The organism is Pseudomonas sp. NPDC012596 (assembly GCF_042902325.1).
Lineage (GTDB): Bacteria > Pseudomonadota > Gammaproteobacteria > Pseudomonadales > Pseudomonadaceae > Aquipseudomonas.
Genome location: NZ_JBIBEB010000002.1, coordinates 360938 through 379810, shown reverse-complemented (window position 1 = coordinate 379810; position 18873 = coordinate 360938). Strand labels below are relative to the sequence as shown.

Below are 18873 nucleotides of genomic sequence, written 5' to 3'. Positions count from 1 at the left end.
GGTATAATGCGCGGCTTTCATCCAGCGCCGCCGGGCGAAACACGCGCCTTGCAGCCCCCGTATTCACAAATGTCAGGTGGTTTACATGGACAGCATCAACAGCCGTATCGCCGAGGAACTGGGCGTACGCCCGCAGCAGGTCGAGGCGGCCGTGGGCCTGTTGGACGAAGGCTCGACCGTGCCCTTCATCGCCCGTTACCGCAAGGAAGTGACCGGTAGCCTGGACGACACCCAGCTGCGCCACCTGGAAGAGCGCCTGCGCTACCTGCGCGAACTCGACGAGCGCCGCGCCAGCATCCTGTCCAGCATCGAGGAACAGGGCAAACTGACCCCGGAGCTGGCCCGCGAGATCAAGCTGGCCGATACCAAGACCCGCCTCGAAGACCTCTACCTGCCGTACAAGCAGAAGCGCCGTACCAAGGGCCAGATTGCCCTGGAAGCCGGCCTCGGCGCGCTGGCCGATGGCTTGTTCAACGACCCGCAACTCACCCCGGAAAGCGAAGCCGCGCGCTTCGTCGACGCCGAAAAAGGCGTGGCCGACGTCAAGGCAGCGCTGGAAGGTGCCAAGTACATCCTCATGGAGCGCTTCGCCGAAGACGCCGCCCTGCTCGACAAGCTACGCAACTTCCTCAAGCAGGAAGCGGTGCTCAGCGCCCGCTTGGTAGCCGGCAAGGAGGAAGAAGGCGCGAAGTTCCGCGATTACTTCGCCCACGACGAACTGCTGCGCAACTGCCCTTCCCATCGCGCCCTGGCGATCTTCCGTGGCCGCAACGAAGGCGTGCTGAGCGCATCGCTGAAGGTCGGCGAAGAGCTGCCGGGCACCCTGCACCCGTGCGAAGTGATGATCGGCGGCCACTTCGGCGTGGAAAACCGCAACCGCCCGGCTGACAAGTGGCTGGGCGAAGTGGTGCGCTGGACCTGGAAGGTCAAGCTGTACACCCACCTCGAAACCGACCTGTTCGGCGAGCTGCGTGACAACGCCGAAGGCGAGGCGATCAACGTCTTCGCTCACAACCTGCACGACTTACTGTTGGCCGCCCCGGCCGGCCCGCGTGCCACCCTGGGCTTCGACCCGGGCCTGCGTACCGGCTGCAAGGTGGCGGTGGTGGATGCCACCGGCAAGCTGCTGGACACGGCCACGGTGTACCCGCACGCCCCACGCAACGACTGGGACCGTACCCTTTCGGTCCTCGCCGCCCTGTGTGCCAAGCATTCGGTCGAGCTGATCGCCATCGGCAACGGCACCGCCAGCCGTGAAAGCGACAAGCTGATCGCCGAATTGGTTAAAAAATACCCAGCACTGAAGATCACCAAGATCATGGTCTCCGAAGCCGGTGCTTCGGTGTACTCCGCATCGGAACTGGCGGCCCGTGAATTCCCCGACCTGGACGTGTCGATCCGGGGCGCCGTGTCGATTGCCCGCCGCCTGCAGGACCCGCTGGCCGAGCTGGTGAAGATCGACCCGAAATCCATCGGTGTCGGCCAGTACCAGCATGACGTGTCCCAGCTCAAGCTGGCGCGCGGCCTGGACGCCGTGGTCGAGGACTGCGTGAACGCCGTGGGCGTGGACGTCAACACCGCTTCCGTGGCGCTGCTGACCCGCATCTCTGGCCTCAACGCGACCCTGGCGCAGAACATCGTCGCCCACCGCGACGCCAACGGCCCGTTCGCCACCCGCGCAGCGCTGAAGAAAGTCAGCCGCCTGGGCGAGAAAACCTTCGAACAGGCCGCAGGCTTCCTGCGCGTGATGAACGGCGACAACCCGCTGGACGCCTCGGCCGTTCACCCTGAGGCTTACCCGCTGGTGCAGCGCATTGCCGCCGACACCGACCGCGATATCCGTTCGCTGATCGGCGACAGTGCCTTCCTCAAACGCCTCGACCCGAAGAAATTCACCGACGAGAGCTTTGGCCTGCCGACCGTCACCGACATTCTGCAAGAGCTGGACAAACCTGGCCGCGACCCTCGCCCCGAGTTCAAGACCGCCACCTTCCAGGACGGCGTCGAAGACCTCAAGGACCTGGAGCCCGGCATGATCCTCGAAGGTGTGGTCACCAACGTCACCAACTTCGGTGCCTTCGTCGACATCGGCGTACACCAGGACGGCCTGGTGCACATCTCGGCGCTGTCGGAGAAGTTCATCAAAGACCCGCGTGAAGCGGTCAAGGCCGGTGACGTGGTCAAGGTCAAGGTCATGGAAGTGGACATCCCGCGCAAACGCGTGGGCCTGTCCATGCGCATGAGCGACACCCCGGGCGAGAAGGTCGAAGGCAACCGTGGCGGCAACCGCGGCAACGGCGGCAACCGCCAGCAGCAGGCGCCGCGCCAGCGTGAAACCGCGACCGCCGCCCCAGCCAACAACGCCATGGCTTCGCTGTTCGCCAACGCCAAACAGCTGAAGAAGAAGTGATGGAAATCCCCCAAGAGCTGGTGCAAAGCGCCTACAGCCAGCTCCTCGGCTGCCGCGTGCAACGCCTGGACACAGGTGTTGCCGAGGTTGCCCTGGCGCTCGAGCCACACCTGCGCAACCGCGGCCAAAAGCTGCACGGCGGCGCCATCTTCAGCCTGGTGGACATCGCCATGGGCTTGGCCTGCTCGGCCAGCCATGGCTTCGACCAGCAGAGCGTGACCATCGAATGCAAGATCAACTACATGCGCGCCGTCAGTGACGGCGAGGTCGTGTGCACGGCCCGCGTGCTGCATGCCGGGCGCCGCACTCTGGTGGTCGACGCCGACGTAGTCCAAGGCGACAAGCTGGTGGCAAAAGCGCAGGGAACCTTCGCCGTTCTCTAGCTCACCAAGCGGTATCTGCGGTATTTTTCGGCAGTGCGCTGGCACTGCCGAAACCGCGTAAACCAGGCGACAACGCCAGTTCCTTTCTTCCTACCCTTGTAGACCGTCAACTCTACCCCCATATTGGGGCGACTGATGCGTGAAGGAATCCATCTTGAGCGACCTCCTCAACCGCCGCCTGAGCCTGCTCGGCGCCAATCTCCCCCTGCTCAAGCAGTGCCTGCACGGTATTGAGCGCGAATGCCTGCGCGTGACCCCTGAAGGTCGCCTGGCCCAGACCCCGCATCCTGAGGCCTTGGGTTCGGCGCTGACCAACGAGCAGATCACTACCGACTATTCCGAGTCGCTGCTGGAGTTCATCACCCCAGCCTTGCCCGACCCGGCCAAGGTGCTCGAAAGCCTCGAGCAGACCCACCGTTTCGTCTACAGCAAGCTGGGCGACGAATACCTGTGGAGCCCGTCGATGCCGTGCACGCTGCCGGCCGAGGAAGATATCCCGATCGCCGAGTACGGCACCTCGAACATCGGCAAGCTCAAGCACGTCTACCGCAAGGGCCTGGCCCTGCGTTACGGCCGCACCATGCAGTGCATCGCCGGTATCCACTACAACTTCTCGTTGCCAGAGGCACTGTGGCCACTGCTGCGCGAGGCCGAAGGCAGCACTGAAGACGACCGTGACTTCCAGTCTTCGGCCTACATTGCCCTGATCCGCAACTTCCGCCGTTACAGCTGGCTGCTGATGTACCTGTTCGGTGCCTCGCCGGCGCTGGACAAGGGCTTCCTGCGGGGCCGCCCGCACCAGCTCGAAGAACTGGACCCCGACACCCTGTACCTGCCGTACGCCACCAGCCTGCGCATGAGTGACCTGGGTTACCAGAGCAACGCCCAGGCCGGCCTCACGCCCTGCTACAACAACCTGGCCAGCTATACCGACAGCCTGCGCAAGGCCGTTGGCACGCCCTACCCGCCCTATGTTGAAGTCGGCACGCACGTGGATGGCGAGTGGGTGCAGCTGAACACCAACATCCTGCAGATCGAAAACGAGTACTACTCGAACATCCGCCCCAAGCGCGTCACCTACACCGGCGAGCGGCCGATCCAGGCCCTGACCTCGCGCGGCGTGCAGTATGTCGAAGTGCGCTGCCTGGACATCAACCCGTTCCTGCCGGTGGGCATCGACCTGACCGAAGCGCGCTTCCTCGATGCGTTCTTGCTGCTCTGTGCCCTGGACGACAGCCCGCAACTGGACAACGGCGAGTGCGGCCAGTGCACCGACAACTTCCTGACCGTGGTCAAGGAAGGCCGTCGCCCGGACCTCAAGCTGCACCGTAACGGCGAGCCGATCGAGTTGAAAGCCTGGGCCACCGAGTTGATCGGCCGCATCGGCCAGCTGGCCGAGTTGCTTGACCGCGCCCAGGGAGGTGATGAACACGCCAAGGCCCTGGAGGCGCAGCAGGCCAAGGTCGATGATGCCTCGCTGACGCCATCGGCCCAGGTGCTGGCACGCATGGCCGAACACGAAGAAAGCTTCATCGAGTTCTCCCTGCGCCAAAGCCAGAACCACGCCGAGACCTTCCGTGAGCAGCCACTGCCCGCCGAGCGTCAACAGGCCTTCGAAACCCTCGCCCGCAACTCGCTGGCCGAGCAGTCGCGCCTGGAACAGCAAGAAGTCGGCGACTTCGACCTGTTCGTCGGCGCCTACCAGGCCAGCATCCTGGCGATCAGCAACTGATGAGCCGCACCGCCTCCCCGCGCAAGCCCCGCGCCAGCAGCCAGGCCAGGATCGAAGCGATCCTGGCGGCAGCGCGCGAGCTGTTGGCCGAGCAAGGGGTGGCGGCGTTGTCTATCTACAGCGTGGCTGAGCGGGCGCAGATCCCGCCTTCGTCGGTGTACCACTTCTTCGCCAGCGTGCCAGCCTTGCTCGAAGCGTTGACCGCCGATGTGCATCGGGCCTTTCGCGAAGCACTAAGCGCTCCGATAGACAGCAGCACGCTGACGACCTGGCACGAGCTTTCGCGACTGATCGAGCAGCGCATGCTCGACATCTACAACGGGGATGCTGCGGCGCGACAGTTGATTTTGGCGCAGCATGGCCTGAGCGAAGTAGTGCAGGCCGATCGGCAGCACGATATGGAACTGGGCGACCTGATGCACAAGCTGTTCGACCAGCACTTCAGGTTACCGGTGATGCCTGCGGATGTGGATGTGTTCGCGTTGGCCATGGAGCTGAGCGACCGGGTGTATGCGCGCTCGGTGCAGTTACATGAGGCGATCACTCCGCGCATGGCCGAAGAAGGCAAGCGGGTGTTCGAGGCGTATCTAGGGTTGTACCTGCCGCCGTTTTTAGCCAAGCGTCAGACTTGAAGGCCTCATCGCCGGCAAGCCAGCTCCCACAGGTACGACACAAGGCTTGAAACCTGTGCAGTACCTGTGGGAGCTGGCTTGCCGGCGATTGGGCTGCAAAGCAGCCCCATGGGCCACGTTAATCACAGCTTGGCGATAGACACTTCGGTCGACTTCACGAACGCAATCACTTCACTGCCCACTTGCAGCTCCAGCTCTTTCACCGAACGGGTGGTGATCACAGAGGTGACGATACCGGAGGCGGTCTGTACGTCGATTTCCGACAGTACCGGGCCTTCGAGGATTTCTTTCACGGTGCCTTTGAACTGGTTGCGGACGTTGATCGCTTTGATAGTCATGGCTTGATTCCTTCTCTTTGGCTTCAGTCTGGTAAGTGAGTTTTTCAGTGCGCCCAACGCAGTTGCGTGGGCAGAGGGGCTACAGGGTCCGGCTCGGGCGCAGTACCCGGTACCGACAGAACACGGTTGAGCACTTCGCTTTCCAGCGCAGCCAGGCGGTGCGAACCACGCGCCCTTGGCCGTGCCAGGTCAACAGTGAGGTCGAGCCCGACCTCGCCGTCTTCGATCAGGATCACCCGGTCAGCCACAGCCACCGCCTCGCTGACGTCGTGGGTGACCAGCAGCACGGTGAACCCGTGCTGACGCCAGAGGCGTTCGATCAGTTGCTGCATCTCGATCCGGGTCAGCGCATCCAGGGCACCCAGTGGCTCATCGAGCAGCAACAGGCGTGGCTGGTGGATCAGTGCCCGGGCCAGCGCTACACGCTGCTTCTGGCCACCGGACAGTGCTGCCGGCCACTCATTGGCGCGATCAGCCAGGCCAACCGCCTCCAACGCGTCCAGCGCACGCGGGCGCCAGTTGCCAGCCAGGCCCAGGCCGACGTTGTCGATCACCTTTTTCCACGGCAGCAGCCGGGCGTCCTGGAACATCAGCCGCGTTTCCTCGCGGGCTTCGACCAATGGCGCAGCACCTGCCAGCAGTTCACCGGCGCTGGGCTGGTCGAGCCCAGCCAGCAAGCGCAGCAATGTGCTCTTGCCGCAGCCACTGCGGCCAACGATGGCGACGAACTGGCCGGCGGGGATGTGCAGGTCGATGCCCTTGAGCACTTCACGCTGGCCGAAGGTTTTGCGCAGGCCATTGGATGCCAGGGGGATGCCACGCAGCAGGCGTGGCGGTTGTTCCTTGAGCACGGTCATGCGCCCTCCTTCCTGGCAACTTGATAAGCCGGGTGCCAGCGCAGCCACACACGCTCCAGGCCGCGGGCGGCGAGGTCGGCGAGCTTGCCAAGCACGGCGTACAGAACGATGGCCAAAACCACCACATCGGTTTGCAGGAACTCACGGGCATTCATCGCCAGGTAACCGATACCGGCATTGGCCGAAATGGTCTCTGCCACGATCAAGGTCAGCCACATGAAGCCCAAGGCAAAGCGCACGCCCACCAGAATCGAGGGCAATGCACCTGGCAGGATCACCTGGCGGAACAGGCCGAAGCCGGACAGCCCATAGCTGCGGGCCATTTCCACCAAGGCGGGGTCGACGTTGCGAATACCGTGGTAGGTATTCAGGTAGATCGGGAACAACGTGCCCAGCGCGACCAGGAAAATCTTCGCCGACTCGTCGATACCGAACCACAGGATCACCAGCGGGATCAGCGCCAGGTGCGGCACGTTACGAATCATCTGCACCGAGCTGTCGAGCAGGCGTTCGCCCCAGTTCGACAGGCCAGTGATGAAGCCCAGCACCAGGCCAATGCTGCCGCCGATCACGAAACCTAGGCCGGCACGCCAGCCACTGATGGCCAGGTGGGTCCAGATTTCGCCACTGCGCACCAGCTCGACGCCGGCAGTCACCACTGCGCTAGGCGCTGGCAGGATGCGCGTGGACAGCCAGCCAGCGCTGACCGCCAGCTGCCAGGCTGCCAGCAGCAGCACCGGCAGCGCCCATGGCGCCAGGCGCTGGGTCAGGGTGGAGGAAGTTGCACGACTCATGGCCCGCTCCTCAGCTCTGCGACACGGACTTGGGCAGGATATCGTTGGCCACCATCTCGCCGAACGGGCTCACGTAGCCACCGGTTTTCGGTTGCTCCGGGCGCTGCACGTCGAGGTGCGGGAACAGCAGTTCGGCGACGCGGTAGGACTCTTCCAGGTGCGGGTAACCGGAGAAGATAAAGGTATCGATGCCCAGGTCCGCGTACTCCTTGACCCGTGCTGCGACGGTCGGGCCATCGCCGACCAGCGCGGTACCGGCGCCGCCACGTACCAGGCCGACACCCGCCCACAGGTTGGGGCTGACTTCCAGGTTGTCACGGTTGCCGCCGTGCAGGGCGGCCATGCGCTGCTGGCCCACCGAGTCGAAGCGCGCCAGCGAGGCCTGGGCACGGGCGATGGTTTCATCGTCCAGGTGCGAGATCAGGCGATCAGCGGCGGCCCAGGCTTCTTCGTTGGTTTCGCGCACGATCACATGCAGGCGGATACCGAAGCGCACTTCGCGGCCTTGTGCGGCAGCTTTTTCGCGCACCTGGGCGATCTTCTCGGCAACGGCTGCGGGTGGCTCACCCCAGGTCAGGTACAGCTCGACCTGCTCGGCGGCCAGGTCCTGTGCGGCTTCGGACGAGCCGCCGAAATACAGTGGCGGACGGGGCTGCTGGATCGGCGGGTAGAGTAGTTTGGCGCCCTTTACCTGAATGTGCTTGCCGTCGTAGTCGACGTTTTCACCTTCCAGCACCTTGCGCCAGATACGGGTGAACTCCACCGAGGCTTCGTAGCGTTCCTGGTGATTGAGGTGCAGCCCGTCGCCGGCCAGCTCGTCCGGGTCGCCACCGGTCACCAGGTTGAACAGCGCACGGCCGTTTGACAGACGGTCCAGGGTAGCGGCCTGGCGGGCCGCTACGGTCGGCGAAATGATGCCTGGGCGCAGGGCCACCAGGAATTTCAGATGCTGGGTCACGGGGATCAGCGACGCTGCGACCAGCCAGGAATCCTCGCAGGAACGCCCGGTAGGGATCAGCACCCCACCAAACCCGAGGCGGTCGGCGGCCTGAGCGATCTGCTGCAGGTAACCGTGGTCAACCGCACGGGCGCCGTCGGAAGTGCCCAGGTACTTGCCGTCACCGTGGGTTGGCAGGAACCAGAAAATATTAAGGCTCATTGGAGTTGTCTCCTCAAGGGTGGCTCGAACCGGGGTGGCGCCCCGGCACAGGCGAATCAATCAAGGCGCGCTAGCGACCTTGGCCGGGGGTGTCCAGATCACGTCCTTGATGCTCAGTGGCTTGGGTATCAGCTTGAGCGCCTGGAAGGTGTCGGCGATTTTCTGCTGTGCAGCCACCACCTCTGGGGTCAACGGCGCAGCACCGTAGCCTTGGCGTTTGACCGAGGTGAGGGTGATGTCGGCAGGCAGGCCGAGCAGCGGCGCTACCTGGTCGGTGACTTGCTGCGGGTTGGCCTGGGACCACTCGCCCACGGCACGCACTTCTTCGATCAGGGTGTTGATCACTGCCGGGTGCTGCGTCGCGTAGTTGCGGGTGGCAAGGTAGAACTGGTGGTTATCGACCAGGTTCTTGCCGTCACGCAGGGTGCGCGCCTGCAGTTGCTGTTCGGCTGCGGCCTGGTACGGGTCCCAGATCACCCAGGCATCGACGCTGCCACGCTCGAAGGCAGCGCGGGCATCGGATGGGGGCAGGTAGACCGGCTGTATATCGCTGTACTTGAGGCCGGCGTCTTCCAGGGCGCGGACCAGCAGGTAGTGAACGTTCGAACCTTTGTTGAGGGCGACTTTCTTGCCTTTGAGTTCTTTCACCGACTGGATGGCCGAGCCCTTCGGCACCAGGATCGCTTCGCTGTGCGGCGCTGGCGGCTCGTAGGCGACATAGAGCAGGTCGGCGCCAGCAGCCTGAGCGAACACCGGCGGGGTCTCGCCGGTAACGCCAAAGTCGATGGAGCCGACGTTCAGGCCTTCAAGCAGCTGTGGGCCACCGGGGAATTCTGTCCACTGCACCTGGATGCCCTGCTCGGCCAGGCGCTTCTCCAGCGTGCCTTTGGCCTTGAGCAGCACCAGGGTGCCGTATTTCTGATAACCGATGCGCAGGCCTTCGGCCTGGGCTTGGGTAATGGCGCCGAAGGACACAGCCGCCGCAAACAGGGCGACCAGACCGCGACGCAAGAAGACTGTGCGCATGGCGCTCTCCTGTGCGAATGAGGTTCGGGTTGCACCTGCTTGCCTCGTTGACGGGCGAGTAAGGTGGATGACGCGATAAAGCCGTTGTTACCGGGTCAGATGCTCCAGCGGGCACTGATCAGGCGTTCGTTGAGTACGCCGGGTTCCACGGGGCGCGGCCGGCGGGCCAGGGCTACGTGGAACGTTTCCAGCGAGTCCTGCAAGCGCTCTTCCAGAGCGGGTACCAACTGTGCCGGCCTGGCGCCTTCTCCGTAGGCGATCTGGCTGTCGTCGGCGAAGATCCCTTGCAGGGTCTCTTGCGCCTTGAGTGCCGACAGCACCGGTTTTAACGCGTAATCCACCGCCAGCATGTGGGCGATGCTGCCGCCGGTGGCGATTGGCAGCACGATCTTGTGAGCCAGGGCGCGTTCGGGCAGCAGGTCGAGCAAGGTCTTCAGTGCACCGGCGAACGACGCCTTGTACACCGGGGTGGCAACGATCAGGCCATCGGCCTGGGCAACCAGTTGCTGGAAGTGCTGCACCTGCGGGCTGTCGAAGCGTGCATGCAGCAGGTCCTCGGCAGGAAAGTCTCGTACCTGGAAAGTCACCACCTCGACGCCACGGTCCTGCAGCCACTGGCGCGAGCGCTCGAGCAGCACGCCGGAGCGTGAACGTTGACTTGGGCTACCACCGATTGAGACGACCAGCATTCAAGCGCTTCCTTGTGTTCTGTTGGAGATGACATTAACAGCTGCTATATATATCTAGAAATCATATTTTTTCATTTGTTTATTCCATTTTTATCTTTATCCGTGAAGGCCTATTCGCGGGTGAGCCCAATCCCACAGGTATTGCGCAAACGCGCAGAGAACAAAGCCCGCGAGCGCGCCGCATACCCTGTGGGAGCGGCTTCAGCCGCGAAGCAGGCGCCGCAGTGGATGGCACCAGCTTCGCCGGTGTTCGCGGCTGAAGCCGCTCCTACAGGGTCCCCCGCCAGATCAGTAAGTTAGCGTTCGTTCTATGAGAGCGGGCTTATCCGCGAAGAAGGCCACACGTTTTGTTCCGGCATAAAAAAGGGCCGTCGAAACGGCCCGAATATCCCTGCTATGGCTAAGAGCAATGCAACGAGAATTCTTTAACGGTTAGGTTGCGGGGTCAGGCGCAGATAGGGTTTGACCGCCCGGTAACCTTTGGGGAAGCGCTGCTTGATCTCTTCCTCATCTTTGAGCGAAGGCACGATCACCACCTCGTCACCGTCCTGCCAGTTACCAGGGGTGGCGACCTTGTGGTTGTCGGTCAGCTGCAGCGAGTCGATCACCCGCAGGATTTCGTTGAAGTTGCGCCCGGTACTGGCCGGGTAGGTGATGGTCAGGCGCACCTTTTTGTTGGGGTCGATGACGAACAGCGAGCGCACGGTCAGGGTGTCGCTGGCGTTCGGGTGGATCAGGTCGTACAGGTCGGACACCTTGCGGTCGGCGTCGGCGATGATCGGGAAGTTGACCACGGTGTTCTGGGTCTCGTTGATGTCCTCGATCCACTTGTGGTGCGAGTCGACCGGGTCCACCGACAGCGCGATGGCCTTGACCCCACGCTTGGCGAATTCGTCCTTGAGCTTGGCGGTAAGGCCCAGCTCGGTGGTGCACACCGGGGTAAAGTCCGCCGGGTGGGAGAACAGCACACCCCAGCTGTTGCCGAGCCATTCGTGGAAGTGGATCTTGCCTTCGCTGGAATCCTGCGCAAAATCGGGGGCGATGTCGCCGAGTTTGAGGCTCATGGGATGCGGCTCCTGTGCTGTGTTCTGGCCTTGTGGGTTCAATGTGCCTGCTTCCGATGCAAAACAAAAAGAATAAATACTGATTTATTTATAACCTTTAGGCATACGAAATTACAGGCACAAAAAAGCCTCGCACTGGGCGAGGCTTCTGATCAGCTACGGCTTACATGAAATTGTAAGTGTAGTTCACGATGAAGCGCGTCTGATCTTTGTCGACGGGAGCCTCACCCTCACCGCGGTACACACCGTGACGCAGGCTGGCGCCCAAGCCCTTGAGGGTGCCTTCCTGAATGACATAGTCGATACGGGCGTCGCGCTCCCACTCATGGTAAGTACCGTTACCAGAGAAGTTACGGATGTCGGTACCGCGCAGATAAGCAACCGAAGCCTTCAGGCCAGGCACTCCCACGCGAGCGAAGTCATAGCTGTACTGACCAAAGGTGGTGTTGGTACCCGCACGGGCGAACTGGTTGATCATGCTGTCGGTGAACAGGTAGAAGCTGGCGCCGCCAGCGCCTTCGGGACGGCCATTGCTATCGGTAACCGAACCCTGGTTAAGCCAGACGAAGCCGCCATCATCGCTCACCTGCTGGTGGCCCAGCATCAACGCATGGCCACCCAAGGTGTAGGTGAACATGGCAGACCAGGTCTTGTTGTCGACCTCACCATTGTTCTTGCGATAGCCACCGTTGTTGTTGAAGCTGTACTCGCCTGGACCGTTCTTGCCGTCACTGCTGCTGTCAAAATAACGCAGGTCAGTTTTGAACGATTGATCGTCGGCAATCTTGAATACGTGGGTAGCACCCAGGAAGTGCTGTTTGTAGAAGTCTTTCAGGTTCGAGTAGTAGTACTGCAGTGTCAGGTCTGGCGTGAGCTTGTAGTCCAGGCCGCCGTAGATGAATTTGTTGCTGTCAGCAGTCGCACCGTTAACCGAGAGGCCGGTGCGGTTGCTCGAAGCACGGCCCATGGCATGGGTCAGCTGGCCAGCGTTGATAGTCAGGTTGTCGATTTCTTTCGACTGAATGGTGCCACCTTCAAAGGTTTGCGGCAGCAGACGACCATCGTTGGAGACCAGGATCGGCAGGTTCGGTGCTAGCGCGCTACCGAAGTGGGCCTCGGTTTTGGAGAAGCGAGCCTTGGCGTTACCACCGATACGGGCCCACTGGCTCACAGCGGAACCATCGGTGTCGCTCGGGAAGAAGGTGCTGGTATTCGGGTGCTTGCCGCGACCGCCATCGAGGTGAATACCCCAGAGAGCCTGTACATCGACGCCGAATCCAACGGTGCCTTGGGTGAAACCGGAGAGGTAGTCGAGCTTGAAGCCCTGACCCGACTCACGGTTGTCAGCGCCCCCTTCACGGTTGTCATCGTTGAAGTACATGGTGCGCGAGCTGAGCGACAGTTTGCTGTCCTCAACGAAACCGGCAGCGCCTGCTTGCTGGGCGAGAACCCCCAGTGCCACGGCCAGAGCCAGGCTGGACTTGTACATGTTTTGCTCCTCTACGTTCTAATTTTTGTGTATCTCTGGCGGTGGGATCTTTTGCCCCTCTCACCGTGGATTGGCGATTTAGTCCCAAAGAGTGACCGGTAAGTCAATCGTTACCGAACATTTCACTACTTTGGTCTAAGCCCCCCTGCGCTACAGGATAATGACAATCCTATAAATCCAAAATGACCGTTTTATTAATTTGTAAGATTTTTACGGAATATGGTCGGAACCTTTACTGCCAAAAGCTGTATCGGCAAGCATCCTTCATAGCTTTAGGTTATTTGCAAACGTTTGCTCATAACCTTATTCCTCATCGTTCTGTAAAACGGAAAAAGCCTAGCAGCCGCTTCGGGTTTCGCCACTGCCCGCCACGGGGCTAGAGGGCTTAAAGCTTTTGGCTCCTAAGCTAATTCTAAAAAGTTATTTATTTTCGATTTCTTAGATCATCTAGTCTTCTCGCCATCCAACACACACATTGCCTGACGAGAGGTTCAACCATGATCCCGCATGCTCCGCTGCGCCTGTTCGCCGCCCTGACCCTCGCCGGCACCAGCTGGTTCGCACAGGCCGCTGACCTGACCGTCGCCTACCAGACCACTGTCGACCCGGCCAAGGTGGCCCAGGTCGATGGCGACTACGAAAAAGCCAGCAACGCCAGCATTGACTGGCGCAAGTTCGATAACGGCGCAGATGTGATCACCGCCGTGGCCAGCGGCGACGTGCAAATCGGTTACCTCGGTTCCAGCCCGCTGGCCGCTGCCGCCACCCGCAAACTGCCGGTCGAGACCTTCCTCATCGCCACCCAGATTGGCGCTGGCGAGGCGCTGGTAGCCCGCGACAGCATCAAGACCCCGCAAGACCTGATCGGCAAGAAGGTCGCCGTGCCATTCGTTTCCACCGGCCACTACAGCCTGCTGGCCGCCCTGAAGAGCTGGAACATCGACCCGTCCAAGGTACAGATCCTCAACCTCGCGCCACCGGCGATCATCGCTGCCTGGAAGCGCGGTGACATCGACGCCACCTACGTCTGGGACCCGGCCCTGGGCGTGGCCAAGGAAAACGGCAAGGTACTGATCACTTCGGGCGACCTGGCCAAGAAAGGCGCACCGACCTTCGACGCCTGGATCGTGCGCAAGGACTTCGCCGAGAAGCACCCGGAAGTGGTCAAGGCCTTTGCCAAGGTCACCCTCGATGCGTACGCCGACTACCGCAAGGACCCGAAAGCCTGGCTGGCCGACAAGGGCAACGTAGACAAGCTGGTCAAGTTGTCCGGCGCCAAGGCCAGCGACATTCCGCTGCTGCTGGAAGGCAACGTCTACCCGCTGGCTGCCGACCAGGCCAACGCCCTGGGTGCGCCCACTACCCAGGCACTGACCGATACCGCCGCATTCCTCAAGCAGCAAGGCAAGGTCGAAGCCGTGCTGCCGGACTACTCGCCGTACGTCAGCGACAAGTTCCTTCCAAACTGATCCGGAGCCCGTCATGGCCTTGCTTGAACTGGAGCGCATCAGCGCACAGTACCCTGGCGCCAGCACCCCGGTGCTGGCCGACATCAACCTGAGCCTTGGGCCACGCCAGCTGCTGGTGGCCCTTGGGCCGTCGGGCAGCGGCAAGACCTCGCTGCTCAACCTGATTGCCGGCTTCGTCGCCCCCAGCGGCGGGCGCATCACCCTCGACGGCGTGCCCGTGCAAGGCCCCGGTGCCGAGCGCGGCGTGGTGTTCCAGGACGATGCCCTGCTGCCCTGGCAGAACGTGCTGGGCAATGTCGCCTTCGGCCTCGAGCTGGCCGGCGTGCCCCGTGCCCAGCGCGAGGCCAAGGCCCGCGAGATGCTGGCGCTGGTTGACCTGGAAGGCTTTGGCGAGCGGCGTATCTGGCAATTGTCCGGTGGCCAGAAGCAACGGGTAGGCCTGGCCCGCGCCCTGGCGGCCGACCCACGGGTATTGCTGATGGACGAACCGTTCGGCGCACTCGACGCGTTCACCCGCGAGCAGATGCAGGAACTGCTGCTGCAGGTCTGGCAGCGCACCGCCAAGCCAGTGTTCCTGATTACCCACGACATCGAAGAAGCCGTGTTCCTTGCCTCCGAGCTGGTGCTGCTGGCGCCCAACCCGGGCCGCGTGGTCGAGCGCCTGCAACTGGATTTCGGCCAACGTTATGCCGCCGGTGAATCGGCCCGGGCGATCAAGTCCGACCCACGCTTCATCGAAACCCGCGAGCATGTGCTGGCGCGGGTGTTCTCCCAACGCCAAAGCCTGCAGGAGCGCGCATGAGCAGCCTGGATCTGCCGGTCGCCGGCAAACACGACACTCCAGCCCGGCCTCTGGTCAAGGCTCGCCGGCAGCTGTCCACCCGCTGGATCAGCACCCTGACCCTGGCCTGCCTGCTACTGGCGTGGTGGCTGGTAACTGCCGCCGGCTGGATCGAGCCGCTGTTCCTGCCCTCGCCCGGTGACATCCTGGCCCGGGCCTGGACCTTGCTCACCCAAGGCTATATGGATGCCAGCCTGTGGCAGCACCTGGGCGCAAGCCTGGGCCGCATCGGCCTGGCCCTGGGCGCCGCGACTCTGACCGCCATCCCGGTCGGGATCGCCATCGGCTACAACCGCATCGCCCGCGGCATCCTCGACCCGCTGATCGAGTTCTACCGGCCGATCCCGCCACTGGCCTACCTGCCGCTGATCGTCATCTGGTGCGGCATCGGCGAGCTGTCCAAGGTGCTGTTGATCTACCTGGCGATCTTCGCCCCAATTGCCATCGCCACCGCCACCGGCGTGCGCACTGTCGACCCGACCAAGCTGCGCGCCGCGCAGTCGCTGGGCGCAACCAGGGCGCAGCTGATACGCCACGTGATCCTGCCCAGCGCCCTGCCCGACATCCTTACCGGTATCCGCATCGGCTTGGGGGTCGGCTGGTCGACCCTGGTGGCTGCCGAGCTGATCGCCGCCACCAGCGGCCTGGGCTTCATGGTGCAGTCGGCGTCGCAGTTCCTGGTCACCGATGTGGTGGTGCTGGGCATCCTGCTCATTGCTCTGATCGCCTTCGCCCTCGAGATGGGCCTGCGCGCCCTGCAACGCAAGCTGGTGCCCTGGCACGGGCAAAGCCACTGATTGCTGACTGACTACGCCGGCAACCCGGCGCCTGGAACGAGAAAAGACATGAGCCTGACCGTTACCCCACTCAGCCCGGCCCTCGGCGCGCAGATCAGCGGCGTGGACATCAGCCGCGAGATCACTGCCGAACAGCGCGACGCCATCGAGCAGGCGCTGCTCAAGCACCAGGTGCTGTTCTTCCGCGCCCAACCGATCACGCCTGAACAACAAGCACGTTTTGCCGCACGCTTCGGCGACCTGCACATTCACCCGATCTATCCCAATGTGCCGGAAACCCCGCAGGTGCTGATACTCGACACCGCAGTTACCGACGTGCGCGACAACGCCGTGTGGCACACCGATGTGACCTTCCTGCCGACCCCGGCGCTGGGCGCCGTACTCAGCGCCAAGCAGTTGCCGGCCTACGGCGGTGATACCTTGTGGGCCAGCGGCATTGCCGCGCTGGAAGCGCTGTCGGCCCCGCTGCGCGCGATGCTCGATGGCCTGACCGCGACGCATGATTTTACCAAGTCGTTCCCGCTCGAGCGTTTTGGCACCACGCCGCAAGACCTGGCGCGCTGGGAAACGACCCGGCGCAACAACCCGCCGTTGTCGCACCCGGTAATCCGCACCCACCCGGTGAGCGGGCGCAAGGCGCTGTTCGTCAATGAAGGGTTCACCACGCGGATAAACGAGCTGAGCGAGCTGGAAAGCGAGGCGCTGCTGAAGCTGCTGTTCGCTCACGCGACCCGGCCGGAGTTCAGCATCCGCTGGCGTTGGCAGGAGAATGACGTGGCGTTCTGGGACAACCGCGTGACCCAGCATTTTGCGGTGGATGATTACCGGCCGAACCGGCGGGTGATGCACCGGGCGACCATCCTGGGGGATGCGCCGTTCTGATGATGGCGGGCGAGGCCTTTGGCCTCGAATCGCCGGCAAGCCGGCTCTCACAGAGACCGCAGCGCTGCAAACCCTGTGGGAGCCGGCTTGCCGGCGAAAGGGCCGCAAAGCGGCCCCGGCGATCTAACGAACCAGATGCAGGTACTGCATATGCCGCTCGTACTGGTCGAGGATGTCGTTGATGATCTGCTCCTTGCTGTAGCCCACCAGGTCGTAATTCTGGCTGCCCTCGCTCAGGTACACTTCCGCCCGGTAATAGCGGCGGTTCTTCAGATCCTGCGTGCCCAACCCACCCAGGGCGAACGACGGCGTGAAGTAACCGCGCATCTGCACCTGGTAGATGAACGGCTGCTCCTCGCCATGGCCCACCTTCAGGCTGACGTTGTCATGGCTCGGGTCATCCTGGGTCACCAGCACCAAGCCCTTCTGCTCGAACACTTCACGCACCTCGGCAATCGCCGGGCGCACCACGTCGTCCATGAAGCGGTACACCTCATCGCGTGACGGGAAGTGCACGGCCTGGCTCAGGCGCTGGCGCCAGCCACCACGGCCGCGGCGCGATTGCGCGAACGGTGCCAACGAGTGCATCTGCGCGATCTGGCGCTGCGACTCCAGGTAAAACGCCTTGTGCAGCCCCCACATCATGCACAGCAAGATCAGCGAGAACGGCAGTGAGGTCAGCACCACCGCCGACTTGAGCGAATCGATGCTGCCGGCGAACAGCAGGCTGCTGGTGATCAGCGCAGTCATCGCGCCCCAGAAGATCCGCAGCCAGTTCGGGCCGTCCTCGTCAGCGCCACCATCCTTGGCCGACAAGGTCGACAGCACCACCGTGCCCGAGTCGGCCGAGGTGACGAAGAACACGAAGCTGATGAACACCGTGACGGCGATCACCGTCTTGCTCCACGGGTAGGTTTCCAGCAGCAGGTACAGGGTCATCGACGGGTCGTCCAGGGCCGACTGGCCAAGGGCGGTCATGCCGTGATTGATGACCTGGTCCAGCGCGCTGTTGCCGAAGATCGACATCCACGCCAGGGTGAAGCCCAACGGAATCAACAGCACCCCGAAGACGAACTCGCGGATGGTGCGGCCACGCGAAATACGGGCGATGAACAGCCCCACGAACGGCGCCCAGGCAATCCACCAGGCCCAATAGAACACCGTCCAGCCACCCAGCCAGTCGCGGTTGTCGCCATAGGCGTAAACGTCGAAGCTTTTGCGTGGCAAGGCGCCCAGGTAATCGCCGAGGTTCTGGATCAGGGTGTTGAACAGGTGCTGTGTAGGCCCGGCGAACAGCACGAACAGCAGCAGCGCGCAGGCGAGGAACAGGTTGATGTCACTCATCACCCGCACGCCCTTCTCCACCCCGGCGACCGCCACTGCTACCGCCGCGCCCATCATCAAGGCGATGAGGATGACCTGCACCCACTGGCTATGGCTGATGCCGAACAGGTAGTCGAGGCCTGCGTTCAGGTGCAGCACGCCGAAGCCCATGTCGGCGCCCAGGCCGAACACCGTGGCGATGATGCCGAAGCCGTCCACCGCATAGCCGATCGGCCCGTTGATGCGCTTGCCGATCAGCGGGTACAGCGCCGAACGCAGGGCCAGTGGCAGGTTGTGGCGATAGGCGAAGTACGCCAGTGCCATGCCGACGAAGGCGAACACGCCCCAGCCATGCAGGCCCCAATGCAAGAACAGGATCTGCATTGCCTGGCGCCCGGCCTCGGCCGTGCCCGCTTCGCCCTGCGGGGGCTGCAGCATGTGGGTCAGGGGTTCGGAAACGCAGAAGAAGAACAGCGTGATACTGATACCGGCGGCGAACAGCATGCCGGCCCATGACAGGTAGCTGAACTCGGGTTCGTCGTGGTCGGCACCGAGCTTGATCTTGCCGTAACCAGACAAGGCGGTGACCACCACGAAGACCAGGTACAGGGTCATGGCCAGCATGTAGTACCAGCCGACCGTGTTGGCCGCCCAGTTCTGTGCCGCCAGCAACCATTCGCCCGCCGCTTGCGGTTGGGCGATGACCACCAGGCCGAAGATGAGGATGAAACTTGCCGCGAAGTAGAACACCGGGGGGTTCATGCGGATCGTGCTGTTGGAAGGGGTCGGTGCACTCATGGGGCATGCACCTCGTCGAATGACGTGAGGTTCGGAATGAACGGGTTCAGCAAAGGAATCCTCCTGTTGAACACCGGCAGCGGACCAGCGTTGTTTTCGTTGAACAAGCGTTCAAGTTAAACATGGATCGAATTTCAATGCGAACCTGGGCGCTGATCGGCGCCTGCCTGTTCCGCGATAATGCCGGAAC

17 protein-coding genes are annotated in these 18873 nt (G+C 62.8%); 8 read left to right on the top strand and 9 right to left on the bottom strand.

Annotated elements, in window-relative coordinates; genetic code table 11:
* Positions 1-85: 85 nt before the first annotated feature.
* The 4 genes from ACFY68_RS04275 to ACFY68_RS04260 all read left to right on the top strand — a co-directional run bounded on the left by ACFY68_RS04275 (position 86) and on the right by ACFY68_RS04260 (position 5157).
* A complete protein-coding gene (locus ACFY68_RS04275; RefSeq protein ID WP_387523602.1) occupies positions 86-2410 on the top strand; it encodes a Tex family protein in 2325 nt (774 codons plus the stop codon).
* On the top strand, positions 2410-2793 hold the full coding sequence (locus tag ACFY68_RS04270) for a PaaI family thioesterase (RefSeq protein WP_346613494.1): 384 nt from the start codon (positions 2410-2412) through the stop codon (positions 2791-2793). The genes ACFY68_RS04275 and ACFY68_RS04270 overlap by 1 nt, the downstream gene beginning before the upstream one ends.
* 154 nt (positions 2794-2947) lie before the next feature.
* Positions 2948-4525, top strand: coding sequence for a glutamate--cysteine ligase (gene gshA / locus ACFY68_RS04265; RefSeq protein WP_387523598.1), 1578 nt, complete (start codon positions 2948-2950; stop codon positions 4523-4525).
* Positions 4525-5157, top strand: a complete 633-nt coding sequence (locus tag ACFY68_RS04260; protein WP_387523596.1) for a TetR/AcrR family transcriptional regulator — start codon at positions 4525-4527, stop codon at positions 5155-5157. The genes gshA and ACFY68_RS04260 overlap by 1 nt, the downstream gene beginning before the upstream one ends.
* A 122-nt stretch (positions 5158-5279) precedes the next feature.
* Here ACFY68_RS04260 and ACFY68_RS04255 read toward each other — a convergent pair whose 3' ends face one another.
* From ACFY68_RS04255 to ACFY68_RS04220, 8 genes are all read right to left on the bottom strand, one after another.
* A complete protein-coding gene (locus ACFY68_RS04255; RefSeq protein ID WP_008095172.1) occupies positions 5280-5495 on the bottom strand; it encodes a molybdopterin-binding protein in 216 nt (71 codons plus the stop codon).
* A gap of 44 nt (positions 5496-5539) precedes the next feature.
* Entirely contained in the window at positions 5540-6352 is an 813-nt protein-coding gene (ssuB, locus tag ACFY68_RS04250; RefSeq protein ID WP_346613490.1) for an aliphatic sulfonates ABC transporter ATP-binding protein, read from the bottom strand.
* The gene (gene ssuC / locus ACFY68_RS04245; protein ID WP_387523591.1) at positions 6349-7146 is read right to left on the bottom strand and encodes an aliphatic sulfonate ABC transporter permease SsuC; all 798 of its coding nucleotides are present in this window, start codon (positions 7144-7146) and stop codon (positions 6349-6351) included. The genes ssuB and ssuC overlap by 4 nt, the downstream gene beginning before the upstream one ends.
* A 10-nt stretch (positions 7147-7156) precedes the next feature.
* Positions 7157-8305: an FMNH2-dependent alkanesulfonate monooxygenase gene (gene ssuD, locus ACFY68_RS04240; RefSeq protein ID WP_346613488.1), complete on the bottom strand. Its 1149-nt coding sequence runs from the start codon at positions 8303-8305 to the stop codon at positions 7157-7159.
* Positions 8306-8365: 60 nt separating this feature from the next.
* Positions 8366-9331, bottom strand: coding sequence for a sulfonate ABC transporter substrate-binding protein (locus ACFY68_RS04235; protein WP_387523588.1), 966 nt, complete (start codon positions 9329-9331; stop codon positions 8366-8368).
* Between the two features lie 95 nt (positions 9332-9426).
* On the bottom strand, positions 9427-10020 hold the full coding sequence (ssuE, locus tag ACFY68_RS04230) for an NADPH-dependent FMN reductase (RefSeq protein ID WP_346613486.1): 594 nt from the start codon (positions 10018-10020) through the stop codon (positions 9427-9429).
* A 425-nt stretch (positions 10021-10445) separates the two neighbouring features.
* Positions 10446-11084, bottom strand: a complete 639-nt coding sequence (locus tag ACFY68_RS04225; RefSeq protein ID WP_346612536.1) for a peroxiredoxin — start codon at positions 11082-11084, stop codon at positions 10446-10448.
* A gap of 163 nt (positions 11085-11247) precedes the next feature.
* Positions 11248-12573, bottom strand: a complete 1326-nt coding sequence (locus tag ACFY68_RS04220; RefSeq protein ID WP_387523583.1) for an OprD family outer membrane porin — start codon at positions 12571-12573, stop codon at positions 11248-11250.
* 497 nt (positions 12574-13070) lie between these two features.
* Between ACFY68_RS04220 and tauA the strand changes: the two genes are divergently transcribed.
* Genes tauA through tauD form a run of 4 tightly spaced genes read left to right on the top strand, consistent with a single transcriptional unit; the run spans position 13071 to position 16562 of the window.
* Complete coding sequence (gene tauA, locus ACFY68_RS04215) at positions 13071-14042, top strand: taurine ABC transporter substrate-binding protein (RefSeq protein ID WP_387523581.1); 972 nt, start codon at positions 13071-13073, stop codon at positions 14040-14042.
* Positions 14043-14055: 13 nt separating this feature from the next.
* Positions 14056-14844 carry a taurine ABC transporter ATP-binding subunit gene (gene tauB, locus ACFY68_RS04210; protein ID WP_387523578.1) on the top strand — a complete coding sequence of 263 codons (789 nt, stop codon included), beginning with the start codon at positions 14056-14058 and terminating at the stop codon, positions 14842-14844.
* A complete protein-coding gene (gene tauC, locus ACFY68_RS04205) occupies positions 14841-15680 on the top strand; it encodes a taurine ABC transporter permease TauC (RefSeq protein WP_387523576.1) in 840 nt (279 codons plus the stop codon). Before tauB ends, tauC begins: the two co-directional genes overlap by 4 nt.
* Before the next feature lie 48 nt (positions 15681-15728).
* On the top strand, positions 15729-16562 hold the full coding sequence (tauD, locus tag ACFY68_RS04200) for a taurine dioxygenase (RefSeq protein WP_387523573.1): 834 nt from the start codon (positions 15729-15731) through the stop codon (positions 16560-16562).
* Positions 16563-16685: 123 nt separating this feature from the next.
* On the opposite strand, the gene betT is transcribed toward tauD, so the two are convergent.
* Entirely contained in the window at positions 16686-18647 is a 1962-nt protein-coding gene (gene betT / locus ACFY68_RS04195; RefSeq protein ID WP_346612853.1) for a choline transporter BetT, read from the bottom strand.
* Positions 18648-18873: the final 226 nt, after the last annotated feature.